The organism is Chitinophaga flava (assembly GCF_003308995.1).
Lineage (GTDB): Bacteria > Bacteroidota > Bacteroidia > Chitinophagales > Chitinophagaceae > Chitinophaga > Chitinophaga flava.
The window spans coordinates 2061164-2075199 of sequence record NZ_QFFJ01000002.1; the positions used below are offsets into that span (position 1 = coordinate 2061164).

At 46.7% G+C, this 14036-nt stretch carries 11 protein-coding genes; all 11 read left to right on the top strand.

The genetic code is table 11. The annotated features are described in order from the left end of the window. The first annotated feature begins 4 nt into the window (after window positions 1-4). Complete coding sequence (locus tag DF182_RS24475; protein WP_113618408.1) at window positions 5-1006, top strand: LLM class flavin-dependent oxidoreductase; 1002 nt, start codon at window positions 5-7, stop codon at window positions 1004-1006. A gap of 102 nt (window positions 1007-1108) precedes the next feature. Further along, a complete protein-coding gene (locus tag DF182_RS24480; RefSeq protein WP_113618409.1) occupies window positions 1109-1669 on the top strand; it encodes a hypothetical protein in 561 nt (186 codons plus the stop codon). A gap of 141 nt (window positions 1670-1810) precedes the next feature. Next, window positions 1811-2590: a (Fe-S)-binding protein gene (locus tag DF182_RS24485; RefSeq protein WP_245957534.1), complete on the top strand. Its 780-nt coding sequence runs from the start codon at window positions 1811-1813 to the stop codon at window positions 2588-2590. After that, on the top strand, window positions 2571-3953 hold the full coding sequence (locus DF182_RS24490; RefSeq protein ID WP_113618410.1) for a lactate utilization protein B: 1383 nt from the start codon (window positions 2571-2573) through the stop codon (window positions 3951-3953). Before DF182_RS24485 ends, DF182_RS24490 begins: the two co-directional genes overlap by 20 nt. A gap of 23 nt (window positions 3954-3976) precedes the next feature. Beyond that, window positions 3977-4546 (top strand): LutC/YkgG family protein, encoded by a 570-nt coding sequence (locus DF182_RS24495; protein WP_113618411.1) that lies wholly within the window; start codon window positions 3977-3979, stop codon window positions 4544-4546. A gap of 691 nt (window positions 4547-5237) precedes the next feature. Further along, window positions 5238-7172 carry a polysaccharide biosynthesis protein gene (locus tag DF182_RS24500; protein ID WP_245957536.1) on the top strand — a complete coding sequence of 645 codons (1935 nt, stop codon included), beginning with the start codon at window positions 5238-5240 and terminating at the stop codon, window positions 7170-7172. 82 nt (window positions 7173-7254) lie between these two features. Next, window positions 7255-8106 (top strand): polysaccharide biosynthesis/export family protein, encoded by an 852-nt coding sequence (locus DF182_RS24505; RefSeq protein WP_245957537.1) that lies wholly within the window; start codon window positions 7255-7257, stop codon window positions 8104-8106. A 17-nt stretch (window positions 8107-8123) separates the two neighbouring features. After that, entirely contained in the window at window positions 8124-10520 is a 2397-nt protein-coding gene (locus DF182_RS24510) for a GumC family protein (RefSeq protein WP_113618412.1), read from the top strand. 26 nt (window positions 10521-10546) lie between these two features. Then, the gene (locus DF182_RS24515; protein WP_113618413.1) at window positions 10547-11836 is read left to right on the top strand and encodes a nucleotide sugar dehydrogenase; all 1290 of its coding nucleotides are present in this window, start codon (window positions 10547-10549) and stop codon (window positions 11834-11836) included. 19 nt (window positions 11837-11855) lie between these two features. Further along, on the top strand, window positions 11856-12842 hold the full coding sequence (locus DF182_RS24520) for an SDR family oxidoreductase (protein ID WP_113618414.1): 987 nt from the start codon (window positions 11856-11858) through the stop codon (window positions 12840-12842). 11 nt (window positions 12843-12853) lie between these two features. Beyond that, window positions 12854-13999 carry a glycosyltransferase gene (locus tag DF182_RS24525; protein WP_113618415.1) on the top strand — a complete coding sequence of 382 codons (1146 nt, stop codon included), beginning with the start codon at window positions 12854-12856 and terminating at the stop codon, window positions 13997-13999. The last annotated feature ends 37 nt before the right edge of the window (window positions 14000-14036 follow it).

The window sequence follows — 14036 nt, forward strand, 5'->3', positions numbered from 1 at the left end:
AAAGATGAAACTAAGCGTATTGGATCAATCACCTATCAGAAACGGCAGCAATGCCGTGGAAGCATTGCAGGAAAGTGTGCAGTTGGCCAAACTGGCAGACAAGCTGGGATATACTCGCTATTGGTTATCAGAACATCATAATACTAAAAGCCTGGCAGGCGCGTCGCCGGAAATACTGATTGCCAGGCTGGCCAGTGAAACATCACGTATACGGATAGGCTCCGGTGGGGTGATGCTGCCTAATCACAGTACCCTCAAGGTGGCCGAAAATTTCCGGTTGCTGGAAGCATTATTCCCTGGTCGCATAGATCTGGGCATAGGCCGCGCCCCTGGTGGCGACAGGTTTACAGCCCGTATCCTCAATCCGTCCAACACCTTTGATCCCAAAGAATTTGTACAGCAGCTGGTAGACCTCCAGGCATGGCTGACAGACAAAGCCTTGCCCGGGAGTATGCAGGAGAAGATAAGAGCGATTCCTTCCATCCCCACCTCACCAGACCTGTGGATACTTACCTCCAGCGGTGAAAGTGGTATGCTGGCAGCCCATTTTGGAATGGCATTATCTTTTGCCCACTTTATCTATCCCGTTGGCGGGCCGGAGGCGGTCAGCAATTACCGCAGCCAGTTCCGTCCTTCTCTTCATTTACAGGCTCCGCAGGCCAGTGTAGGTATCTTCGCTTTCTGCGCTGATACGGAAGAAAAAGCAGCAGAGATGGAAGCTGTTATGGATCATCGAATGCTGAGCTTCGAAAGAGGCCAGTATGATGTGTTTCCGACTTATGAAGAGATTAAGGACATTGAATATACGCCTGAAGAACTGTTGCGGATAAGAGCCAACAGTGGCCGCAGGATCGCTGGCACACCACAACAGGTGAAGCCCCGCCTCGAACAGCTGGCAGCAGCCTATGATGTAGATGAACTGGTGATCGCTACCATCACCAACGACCATGCCGACAGGCTTCGTTCCTACGAGCTGCTGGCAGAGGTTTTCCATCTTACAAAATAAAATATAAAATATTTTAATATATTTGTGACGGCTATACACCCATAGCCGTCATTTTTTTTAGTAGAGTGATATCGGCTACTTTAGAATAAAACCAGCAATCCTATGAAAAAACTGATCCTTGGCGCAGTGGTGCTTGCCTCCATCCTGACCGCCTGTTCCAAAAAAGATAAGAACAATGATGATAACGCACCGCAACCGGTGGTGGCAGGAAAGGATTCCCTGACAGTATATAAAGATCTGGAGTTTGATAATTCCGGCGCGAGTCAGACGCTGGGTGTGGCCTTCTCCACTAAAGAAGGAAAAATGTACAACCGCACCAATCTTCCTAAGGATGGTAAATCCATTGATCTGGTATATGCCGGGGTAGATCCTGCGGGCTTGTTCTTCAGCAGTCCTGATGCAAAGCAGCTGACGTTTGATAATGCAACTACTACGCTGGTGATGAATCTCCCATCTGCAGATGTGTATGATCCGGCCAAATTTGACACCCTGTCGCATGGTTCAGCGCTCAATAACCTAGCTGTAAAGCAGGATGGTCAAGTATTTCCGATGACCTACAAAGGGGTGGTGCTCTTCCGGAATGCCGCCGGCAAAAACGGGGTCATTAAGATAACATACATTGATGCACAACGGATACAGGCGACTATCAAAGTACAACCATAAAAGCAAATATATAAAGTACAGGACTGGCCGGGGATTACATCCCGGCCTTTTTTATTTATTACCAGTGAAAAATAAGTTAGTAACCGGTAAAAAAGAGGGAGGAATACTCCCGTGGCTGCCGCTAAATTTGCAGATAAGGAAATGACCATTAAAATCACTGCGACTGTGAAAGTAGGATTATTTATACCGTGTTATATTGATCAGTTTTATCCACAGGTAGGCATCGCTACCCTGGAACTATTGCAGAAACTGGGTTGTGAGGTGGAATACCCGCAGGGACAGACCTGCTGTGGCCAGCCCATGGCTAATTCGGGATATGAGCATCTGACACATCAATGTAATAGTCTGTTTGTCCGCAATTTTGCAGCCTACGATTACATCGTGGCTCCTTCCGGCAGTTGTGTGCTGCATATCAAGGAGCATCTGCACGATCCGGCCAGCGAAACAGCAGCTGCCAACATACGGTCCCGCATATATGAACTAACCGAATTTCTGACGGATATATTAAAAGTGAAAGCGCTGCCGGCACGTTTCTCCTGCAAGGTCGGCCTGCACCAGAGCTGTCACGGACAGCGGGGCTTGGGCCTTGCACAGATGAGTGAACTGGTAGCCGCTCCTTTCTCCAAACCTGAACAGCTGCTTCGTATGGTGGCCGGACTGGAACTGGTGGAACTGGGCCGAAAAGATGAATGCTGCGGCTTCGGCGGAACTTTCTGTGTAACAGAAGAAGCGGTCTCCGTAAAAATGGGAAAAGATCGTATAGCCGATCACGTTAAAAGCGGTGCTACCGTTATCACCGGTACAGACGTGAGCTGTCTTATGCACCTGGAGGGTATCCTCCGCCGTCAGCATCAGCCGGTGAAAGTGATGCATATTGCTGAAATCCTCAATCAAACAGCCGATGAACAGGCCAACAACTGATCACGCTACACTGGCGGACAAGTTTAATGAAGACGAGCCAAGGGTAAACTGGCATGATGAAACATTGTGGTGGGTAAGAGCCAAGCGTGACCGCCAGGCCTGGAGCATTCCGGAATGGGAGCTGCTCCGGGAAACAGCCTCGCAGATTAAATTAAATGTGCTGGGTAACCTGCACGACTATCTGATACAATTCGAACAACAGGCATTACAGAACGGTGCTATCGTTCACTGGGCAGCAGATGCGGCGGAGCATAACCGCATCGTGACAAACATCCTTCAAAAACATGGTGTAAAACGAATGGTGAAGAGCAAGTCCATGCTCACTGAAGAATGTCACCTCAATCCACATCTCATGGCCAATGGTATCGAGGTAATAGATACCGACCTGGGAGAAAGGATTGTACAACTGGCAGAAGAACCACCCAGTCATATTGTGCTGCCTTGTATTCATAAAAAGAAAGAAGAGATAGGGGAGTTGTTCCATGAGCATCTGGGTACACCTGCTGGTAATGCTGATCCACAGTTTCTCACTGCTGCAGCGCGCCAGCATCTGCGTAAGGAGTTCCTGCAATCAAAGGCGGCTATTACGGGTGTTAATTTTGCAGTAGCTGAAACCGGAGAAATGGTGGTATGCACCAACGAAGGTAATGCTGATATGGGGGCTCATCTGGCCGACGTACACATTGCCTGTATGGGTATCGAAAAAATCATTCCGCAACGTAAGCACCTGGGTGTATTTCTGCGATTGCTGGCACGCAGTGCTACCGGTCAGCCGATCACTACATATTCCAGCCATTTCAGAAAACCGGCTCCTGGCCAGGAGTTGCACATCGTTCTGGTAGATAACGGACGCTCCCGGCAACTAGGACGTGAGGACTTTCGCAATTCATTAAAGTGTATCCGTTGCGGTGCCTGTATGAATACCTGCCCGGTATATCGGCGCAGTGGTGGCCATAGTTATCATACTGCGGTAGCGGGCCCTATTGGCGCTATCCTGGCGCCTAACCTCAATATGAAGGATTATGCAGACCTGCCTTTTGCTTCTACCTTATGTGGTTCCTGCTCTAATGTATGCCCTGTAAAAATTGATATTCATCAACAGTTATATAAATGGCGGCAGGTGCTGGTACAGGAAGGACATACTACCGGTATGAAATCAGCAGGTATGAAGATCATGAGCGCTGTGCTGTCTCAACCTGGCAACTACAAAAAAGCCGGTAAAATGGGCCGCTGGGTAATGCGTGCTTTCCCGGGTATGGTCAACAATCGTATGAACCCCTGGTATAAACAACGGGAGATGCCCGCACCGCCGGCACAATCATTCTCCGAATGGTATGCACAAAATAAAAAAGACAAAAAATAACCATCAGCAAATAAGATATTGATATGAGCAGCAGGGAACAGATACTCAGAGCCGTAAGGGAAAATCAACCAGCATCCTCCGCATTGCCATCATTGGATGGGCTGTCGGGAACGATGCCTGCAACACTGGATGCTTACCGTAAAGTGCTGGAAGGACTGGGCGGCAGTTTGTTTGAAATCAGTGATACTGCTGAGATACCTGTCTTGCTGTCGCAACATTATCCCCATCTCAGCAGAGTAATCTCAGTTGCTGATGATTCACGGGAATGGGTAAACGAAAATCCTCATCTGCTGGAAGATGTGGATATGGCCATCGTACCCGGGCAATGGGGCGTGGCTGAAAACGGAGCTATCTGGCTAACGGAACAGGATATACATATAAGAGTGTTGCCTTTTATCTGTCAGCACCTCGCTATTATATTACCACGGCAACGGATATTGGCAACCATGCACGAAGCGTATGAAAAAATTGGTGCCCCACAATCCGGTTTCGGCGTGTTCATTGCCGGCCCCTCTAAAACCGCTGATATAGAGCAATCCCTCGTATTAGGCGCCCATGGCGCAAAAAGCCTCGTAGTATTTATTGTAGGTTAATTTCATTTTTCTCTTTAGGGATTTTTCAAAAAATCAATTACTTTTATGAATAAATTGATGGTTTACAAACACAAATGCATTGTTTTGTGAAAGTTTGGTATGGTGTTTGTTCCCTCCGCCGTCACTAAGCAACTTTAGAAAAAGAACTTATTTTAACCATATAGCGAACTTAGTTAACCAGGAAAAACCTAAAAACCATGTATGATTTATTCAGCGTGTTAGCGCGCGAAAACCTAAAGAAGGAAAATGACTGTCATCTGAACAACAATTCATGTGAATGTGAAAAGATATTGAGATTGTCGTGGCAATGTAACCACTGCTGTTGCTGATGTAGCGTTTTCTATTATCTGTAATGTTAGCTGTCCGAATTTTTAACCTGTATGCGAACACAGGCCCCCGGATATATATTACAGTCCAGGTAAGGTTTTACACCTGCCTTTATAATCCTGTCTGTTTGAATCGATTGGATCGCAATGCGTGTAGTATTGGAAAAATTTTTGCTGTTTACTTTTTCATAATGAGTAGAAATCAAAATTAAGTACTTACTTTGCAAAAGTTGAAAACCGATAAATGCGAACCAAACCTTAGCTGATCTGACAGGAGAGTAAAGCGCTTCTGTGAAAACCTATCCTGCGCAACTCTGCCCGATTGGACGAGCAATATTTTTTAACCGTATCTATTATTGAAACCTATGGTGCATAGATCATCATGGATTACCCCGTCGTGGCTTATCCTGCTGCTGGACCTCGGGTGCTCCGTCATCGCCATCAATCTTGCCTTCCTCCTCAGGCTGAACTTTGATATGGAGGCCCTCACTCCCTATCCATTGGAAAAAATCTCCTCTATTGTATTGGGTATTCATCTGGTACTGTCGCTGCTATTGCGTACATACCGAGGCATCGTCAGACATACCAGCCTGGCTGATATCGGCAACATCGCCTGCCTCAATATCATCAGCTGTTGTATCTATCTGTCTATTGGATACAGCCATGTACTGGACCCCGAAGTGAATTACTTCCCTCTCTCTGTTGTATTGATCAATTTCTTCATCACTTCCTTTCTCCTCTTGTCATACCGGCTGTTGGTGAAGTGGATATTTAAATACTATAAAAACTTCCGGTCTGTCAATAAAGTAAGGGCTGCTATCTATCATAATGGCCTCACTAGTCTGATGTTACGTAAAGCCATCAACGAAAATCCGGAGGCAGAAATACGTATTGTAGCATTCCTCGCTGATACCAACGCTCATGCAGGAAAATCCATAGAAGGCACGCCTGTATACGCTTTCCGTAAAGGACAGCTGTTTAAAATGGTCAAACAAGGGAAGATATCCCTGCTACTCATTCCCGATGAACATCTCGATCCGCTGCATCTGAATGAACTGGTGGAAGAATGTATAGCACTGAATATTAAAGTACAGAAGATCATCTCTGTCAATCAATGGATCGATGGTACACAAAACAGTATACAGTTGAAAGATATCAATATTGAGGACTTGCTGGAAAGATCCGTGATCGATATTAAAAATGAACAGCTGAATCATGAAATCAAACATAAGAGTATCCTCGTAACCGGTGCTGCTGGCTCCATTGGCAGCGAAATAGTAAGACAGGTGATCCGCTACGAACCTGCAGTGATCATTCTCTGTGATAAGGCCGAAACACCATTGCATGAACTGGAACTGGAGATGGCAGAGACAGGGACCAACGTTCCGATCATACCCTTCATTGGTAATGTGTGTGACAAAAGCCGCATGCAGCAGCTGTTTGAGGTATATGCTCCCGCTATCGTTTACCACGCAGCCGCATATAAACATGTACCTATGATGGAAAAAAATCCTTCCATCGCAGTGATGAACAATGTGCTGGGTACTAAGATCATGGCGGAATTGGCGGCGGAATTTGGAGCCGAGAAATTTGTGATGGTGTCTACAGACAAAGCCGTGAATCCTACTAACGTGATGGGCGCCTCCAAACGCATCGCCGAAATTTTCACACAGTCCTTTAGTATTAAAATCAACGAACAGTTTAAAAAAACAGGACCGGTATTTGGTTTGCCTCCCACCAGGTTTATCACTACCCGATTCGGGAATGTGCTGGGCTCCAACGGCTCCGTAATACCCCGCTTTAAAAAGCAACTGGAAAGCGGTGGGCCACTTACGGTAACGCACCCGGAAATCACCCGCTATTTTATGACCATCCCTGAAGCCTGCCAGCTGGTACTCGAAGCCGGCGCTATGGGACAAGGTGGTGAGATATTTGTTTTCGATATGGGCAAGCCTATGAAAGTGGCCGATCTGGCAAAGAAAATGATCCGTATGGCCGGTAAAGAGCCAGGAAGGGATATCCAGATCGTTTACTCAGGATTAAGGCCCGGAGAGAAGTTATACGAAGAACTGTTGAACAATGCAGAAAATACTTTACCTACCTATCACGAAAAAATTATGATCGCAAAAGTACGTAGCTATTCTTTTGCAGAGGTAGATGAAAAAGTCACACAACTGATTGCATCTGCCCAACAACATTACCTGACGCCAACGGTAGCACTAATGAAAAAACTGGTGCCGGAATTTATTAGTAAAAATTCGGCCTACGAAGAATTGGATAAGGATAAAATAAAAATGTAATCATTGCGCAGTGAAGGTTACACCGCCAGTGCACACCGTTGCCTGGAACGGCCCTTTATTGCCTGAAAAAACGAGAGTCAATATGAAGTTTTTCACCCGGGAAAAAGGAGCAATGCTCTGTTTTATGAAGAAACGTGGATGGGCAAACTGGCTGGTGGCAGGCATTGTCGGCATTTGCCTGTTCTCCTGTGCAACGCCAAAGAACATCACTTACTTTAAGGATGTGCCAGACTCACTACCCAACAAGGAAGTGGCTGAGGCGATGTACCAGACACCTGTCATCCAGGTAGATGATATCCTGCAGGTCAGCATCCAGACACTGGACCCTGCAGCCACTGTACTGCTCAATCAGCAGAACACCGCCAGCTGGCCGGTAACCGGTACTCCCGGTACTGGTGCTACTATCAACAGCAGCGGCGTAAGTGGATACCTGGTGGACAAAGAAGGATATATCACCCTTCCACTGATCGGTAAAATGCTGGTGAAAGACAAATCCACCAGCCAGGTCCGGGATGAAATAAAAGCCAAAGCCGCCGAGTTCTACAAAGACCCGGTAGTAAACGTAAGACTGGCCAACTTCAAAGTGACCGTATTAGGAGAAGTGGCACGGCCATCTACCTATGTAATGCCCAATGAAAAAGTGACCCTGCTCGATGCAATAGGTATGGCCGGAGATCTCACCATCTACGGTAAAAGAGATAATGTCCTGCTCATCAGGGAAAAGGATAACAAGAAAGAGTTTGTAAGATTCAACCTGAATAACACCAATCTGTTTACTTCTCCCTATTACTATCTGCAACAGGGAGATGTGGTATATGTTGAACCGAATAAGTCAAAGATCGCATCCACGGATGGCGCAAGGCTCAGAAACATCACCATCGTTTCATCTGCCCTGTCTGTATTGATTGTATTATTGACACGAATAAAATTCTAATATCTTAACACATTTGCATGCAGCACGAGAACATTTATTCTAAAGGACAACATTCTGCCAATGGCCACAGTAGGCCACAGGAGTCAAATGAGCGTGTACTGGACCTGCGCAGTATCCTGGACAAGGTATTGTCCAACTGGTATTGGTTTGTGTTATGCGGCATTTTAACCATCGCATTGGCATGGGTATACCTCCGGTATGCAACACCCGGCTATCTGATCAATGCAAAAATATTGGTACAGGATCAGCAGAAGGGTGGTAATATCCCCGGTGAAGAACTCTTTCAGCAGCTGGAACTGTTCTCCAATAAAAGCAATGTTGACAATGAAGTGGAAATACTGAAGTCCCGTTCCCTCATGGAAAAAGTAGTGAACAGCCTCGAACTGAATGTCCGCTACTTCACCGAAGGAAGAGTGAAGAAGACCGAAGTGTTTAATAAACGGCCTTTTTCCATGCACTGGCTGTCGCTCAAAGACACACTCTCAGCGGTGAGTTATACTGTGAGGCCCCAGGGCCGCGACAGCTTTGCCCTCCACCGGGAAGACCTCAGTCTCCGCGGTGCCTGGGGTGATACAATTCGTTTACCCGAAGGCGTTATGACGCTCGCAAGACATCATACAGTTGATAGCATTGAAGCAGAATACGATGTGAACGTAGTGTCCATAGACAATGCTGTGGCCGATCTGATGACACAGCTCAACGTGAGCATTCCAAATAAACAGGTGAGTACCATCGATCTGGCACTCACAACCACTATCCCGGGAAAAGGAGAGGAGATCCTCAATACACTGATAGACGCTTACCGTCACGCCAGTGTGGAAGATAAAAACCGGATCGCCGACAGTACCATCGATTTTATTGACAAACGACTGCGAATTGTCAGCACCGAACTGCTGGGCGTAGAAAGAAATATTCAGCAGTTTAAACAGGATAACCAGCTGGCGGACCTCACCGAACAATCAAAACTACTGGTATCTGGTACCGGCGACAACCTGAAACAGCTGACAGACGCTCAGGTAAAACTGAATGTGATCAATTCTATGGAAGAATATATCCGGGACGAAAAAAACAACAAAAGAATAGTCCCTTCTTCCATGATCGTGCAGGACCCCACCTTCGTAGGCTTGGTAGAAAAATATAACACCCTGCAACTCGAAAGGGAAAGGCAGCTGCTCGCAAGTACTCCTTCCAATCCGGTAGTGGTAAACCTCGACCGCCAGCTGTCAGGCATCCGCGGCGATTTAGCGAGCAACATACAATCCTTCAGGAAAGGGGTGGAGCTGAGTATCGAAGAACTGCAACGTAATAGTAATTCCCTCTCCCAGCGTATCCGCAAGGTACCTGCTGCAGAAAGGGTGTTCCTCGACTTCTCCCGCCAGCAGGCTATCAAGCAGGACCTGTATGTATTCCTGCTGAAGAAACGGGAAGAATCAGCCATCTCCAAAACATCCAACCTGGCCATTGCCAGGATCATTGATCCGGCTAAAAGTGACGCACTACCGTTCAAGCCTAAACGGATTATGGTATATCTGTTGGCACTCATGGCCGGCGCAGGTATCCCGGCCTTATGGATCTATGTGCGTGGTTTGCTTAACACCCGTATCCAGAGCAGGGAAGATATCAAAGCACTTACACCGGTACCAGTACTGGCCGAAATAGGCCACTGCAGCGATAAACAGTCACTGGTGGTAAGCAAAGACGGCGGCTCCCATGTGGCCGAACAGTTCCGCGCGCTCCGGACTAACCTGCAATTTATCTTGTCAGGCAAACAGGATAAAGTCGTGTTACTCACTTCCAGTATGAGTGGTGAAGGCAAGTCGTTTGTGGCCATCAACCTGGCTGCTGTATTGGCTTACTCCGGTAAAAAGGTAGTCCTCATGGAAATGGACCTTCGTAAACCGAAGATCTCAGATGGGCTGGGAATAAGCAATCACACCGGTTTTAGCAGTTATGCTATCGGAAGGGCTAGCATCAACGAGATCGTACAACCCTCGGGCATACACGAAAATCTGAAGGTCGTTTCTTCTGGGCCCGTACCGCCTAATCCGGCAGAACTGATGCTGCTGGAGTCTACTGAACACCTCTTCACTGAGCTGCGCCGCCATTTCGACTATATCATCATCGACACCGCCCCGGTAGGGCTGGTAACGGATGCCCAGCTGCTGGGTCGTTTTGCAGACGCTACATTGTACCTCGTAAGGCAGGGTTATACGTTCCGTCAGCAGCTGGAAGTGTCAAAAGACTTATATTTATACGGTAAAATGCCCAAAATCAATCTAGTCATAAATGATGTAAAAGCCTCAAGGTCATCGGGTTACGGTGGTTATGGCTACGGCTATGGCTATGGTTATGGGCATGAAAACACACAAAAAAAGAAAGGTATCAAAAAATTAAAATCACTTATAAATAACTAAAAATCATTTTAAGACAAAATAATACTATGGCTGTGGATACCAAAATAGCAATTATAGGCTTGGGATATGTAGGCTTGCCGCTGGCAGTGGAGTTTGCCAGAAAGTTCAGAACTGTAGGTTTCGATATTAACCAGGCGCGCATCGACGCGCTCAGAAATGGCCACGACCATACGCTGGAAGTTGCCGATGATGACCTGAAAAGCGTCCTGATAAAGGACCAGCAGGCAGCTACCGGATTATACTGTACCAGCAACATTGAAGAAATCAGAGATTGCAATTACTATATCGTTACGGTGCCTACGCCAGTGGATAAACACAACAGGCCCGACCTCACTCCGCTGTATAAAGCCAGTGAAACAGTCGGTAAAGTGCTCAGCAATGGCGATGTCGTAATCTATGAATCAACAGTATACCCCGGTGTTACGGAAGATGAATGTGTACCCGTACTGGAAAAGGTTTCGGGCCTGAAATTCAATAAAGACTTCTTCGCCGGCTACTCTCCTGAAAGAATCAACCCGGGTGATAAGGAACATACAGTAGCCAAAATATTGAAAGTGACTTCCGGCTCTACTCCGGAAGTGGCTGAAAAAGTAGACCAACTCTACAAAGCCATTATCACCGCCGGTACCCACAAAGCTGCCAGCATCAAAGTAGCCGAAGCTGCCAAAGTGATTGAAAACGCACAACGTGATATCAACATCGCTTTTGTCAACGAACTGGCTAAGATATTCAACCGCCTGGGAATCGATACAGATGAAGTATTACAGGCCGCCGGAACCAAATGGAACTTCCTGAAATTCCGCCCCGGACTGGTAGGTGGACACTGTATCGGTGTAGACCCTTATTACCTGTCACAAAAAGCTCAGGAAGCCGGTTACCATCCGGAGATTATCCTCGCCGGACGCCGCCTCAACGATGGTATGGGCGAATTTGTAGCCCATGAAGTAGTGAAGCTGATGGTGAAGAAAGAGATCAACGTTAAAAATGCTAACATACTGGTATTGGGCATCACCTTCAAAGAAAACTGCCCCGATGTGCGCAACACCAAAGTGGTAGATATCCTCAACACCCTGAAGGATTATCAAACCAACATTACCATATTCGATCCATGGGCTAATCCGGAAGAAGTACACCACGAATACGGATGGCGCTCTATACAGTCGCTCGACGGAGATTGCAATTATGATGCAGTAGTCCTGGCTGTAGCCCATCATCAGTTTAAAGACCTGACTTTCGATAAAATATGTAAGCAAACAAGGGTTATTTATGATGTTAAAGGCATGCTGCCAAAAGAAGCAGTAGACGGCAGATTATAATAACTCCCTAAAAAATTGTATGTACGAAGTACCTTATCATAAGGAAGAACTGTCTCAATACAGTTTCCTCGTCACCGGGGGAGCCGGTTTCATCGGCTCCAACCTGGTGGAATACCTGATGAAATACAAAGCGAAGAAAGTAAGGGTGCTGGATAATTTTGCTACCGGCATCCGGGAAAATATCGCCCCGTTCCTTACTGATCCTGCATTTGAGCTGATAGAAGGAGATATCCGTAACCTGGATGACTGCCGCAGGGCCGTTGAAGGAATGGATTACGTCTCCCATCAGGCGGCGCTAGGATCTGTACCACGCTCTATCAACGACCCGATTACCACCAATGAAGTCAATATCAGTGGTTTTCTTAATATGCTGGTAGCAGCAAGGGATGCAGGGGTGAAACGTTTCGTATATGCGGCCAGTTCCAGCACCTATGGCGATCATCCTGGTCTGCCTAAAGTAGAGGAGCTGATAGGTAATCCTTTATCGCCTTACGCCGTTACCAAATATGTAAACGAGCTGTATGCAAACGTATTCTCCAGAGTATACGATTTTCATGCAATAGGACTGCGGTATTTCAATGTATTCGGTCCCCGCCAGAATCCACGCGGGCCCTATGCTGCCGTGATTCCTTTGTTCATGGAAGCGGCTATCCGTAACGAAGCACCGGTGATTAACGGTGACGGGGAAACGAGCAGGGACTTCACTTTTGTGGAGAACGCCGTACAAGCTAATGTGAAAGCCTTGCTGGCAGACAATATCCGGCAAAGTGAAATCGTCAACATTGCCGCCGGTGAACGTACCACCCTCAACCAGTTATGGCAACATATCTGTGCTATCGGTGGTATCGATATAAAACCAGGCTATCAGCCGGAACGCAAAGGTGACGTGAAACACAGCCTGGCCAATATCAGCAAGGCCGGTCAGTTGATCGGATACCAGCCTGCCTTCACCGTACTGCAAGGGCTGCACATAGCAATGGACTGGTACCGCAACAATACAGTGTAAATAACCAGGCTATGAGAGTATTGACCATCGTAAGTAAACTGGATATGGGAGGCATCGAAAAAACATTGCTTTCATGCCTGCCCTATCTCAATAACGCTGCCATCCGGCTCACCGTTTGCTGTTATGCAAAGGGTGGGCTGCTGGAACAGCAGTATAAAGAAACCGGTGCAGAAATCATTTATTTCAAAAGAAGCAGGATACCCTTCAACGATGCCGTACAACTCTACAAAATCCTGAAAGAAGGAAAGTATGATGTAGTACACAGCAGGTTTGGTTTTACTTCGGGTGCCTTTGCACTGGCCTGCAAATGGTTGTCTATACCATTTATCGTGTCGGTACACAGCGAACGTTATTTCGCCAAACCTAAAAGGGAAAATTCGTTTATTCTGTCTGCCGCCACCAGGGCTTATCTGGCATTGCACAAACAACTAACGTTGCGTTATGCCACCAGAATCATCGGACATTCAAAAACAAACCTGCAATACTATACGGCCAACAGGCCCGCATCCGATAAGTTTCAGCTGATATACAACGGCATCGATTTCTCGAAACTGGCAGGCAACTCGCCGGAACTCGGCGATGAAGTGGCACAGTTTGTGGCAGATAGCAACTGCACCTTCCTGCATATCGGCAGTTTCAGGGAACCTAAAAATCATCTTTATCTGATCGATTGTTTTAAATCCCTGAACCCGATAAAGGAAAAATATAAACTGATACTCGTCGGCAACGGCTCTCTGTTTGAACAGGTGAAACGAAAAGTGGCCCTGGAAGGACTCGAAAGCTGTGTATTCTTCGCCGGTGTAGATCAGAATATCACTAAATACCTGCTGATAGCTGACCTGTTTTTCTTCCCTTCTATTTACGAAGGATTAGGAAATGTACTGATAGAAGCTCAATTCATGAAAGTACCGGTATGTGCTTCGGGCTTGCAGCCACATCATGAAGCCACGCACGAATACTATCATCAGTATTTCTTTGACCCGTATGATGTAGCAGATGGTAGCAATAAACTGAAAAACATTATTCGCCATATTCGTACCAACAGCATTGGAGAAGACGTAACAGTGCGGGCGCAACAATTTGTAATGGAAAATTTTACCATCGAACGGATGGCGGGAAACCTGGCAACAGTGTATAAGACAATAGGCCATCAATAACCATATCGCCTGTTGTAACTAACCATATAATTCTTTA

What these genes read in the sequence shown, in the direction of transcription:
- DF182_RS24475 (WP_113618408.1), top strand. Translation starts at nt 5, where the DNA reads ATGAAACTAAGCGTATTGGATCAATCACCTATCAGAAACGGCAGCAAT.
- DF182_RS24520 (WP_113618414.1), top strand. Translation starts at nt 11,856, where the DNA reads ATGTACGAAGTACCTTATCATAAGGAAGAACTGTCTCAATACAGTTTC.
- DF182_RS24490 (WP_113618410.1), top strand. Translation starts at nt 2,571, where the DNA reads ATGAACAGGCCAACAACTGATCACGCTACACTGGCGGACAAGTTTAAT.
- DF182_RS24480 (WP_113618409.1), top strand. Translation starts at nt 1,109, where the DNA reads ATGAAAAAACTGATCCTTGGCGCAGTGGTGCTTGCCTCCATCCTGACC.
- DF182_RS24500 (WP_245957536.1), top strand. Translation starts at nt 5,238, where the DNA reads ATGGTGCATAGATCATCATGGATTACCCCGTCGTGGCTTATCCTGCTG.
- DF182_RS24495 (WP_113618411.1), top strand. Translation starts at nt 3,977, where the DNA reads ATGAGCAGCAGGGAACAGATACTCAGAGCCGTAAGGGAAAATCAACCA.
- DF182_RS24515 (WP_113618413.1), top strand. Translation starts at nt 10,547, where the DNA reads ATGGCTGTGGATACCAAAATAGCAATTATAGGCTTGGGATATGTAGGC.
- DF182_RS24525 (WP_113618415.1), top strand. Translation starts at nt 12,854, where the DNA reads ATGAGAGTATTGACCATCGTAAGTAAACTGGATATGGGAGGCATCGAA.
- DF182_RS24510 (WP_113618412.1), top strand. Translation starts at nt 8,124, where the DNA reads ATGCAGCACGAGAACATTTATTCTAAAGGACAACATTCTGCCAATGGC.
- DF182_RS24485 (WP_245957534.1), top strand. Translation starts at nt 1,811, where the DNA reads ATGACCATTAAAATCACTGCGACTGTGAAAGTAGGATTATTTATACCG.
- DF182_RS24505 (WP_245957537.1), top strand. Translation starts at nt 7,255, where the DNA reads ATGAAGTTTTTCACCCGGGAAAAAGGAGCAATGCTCTGTTTTATGAAG.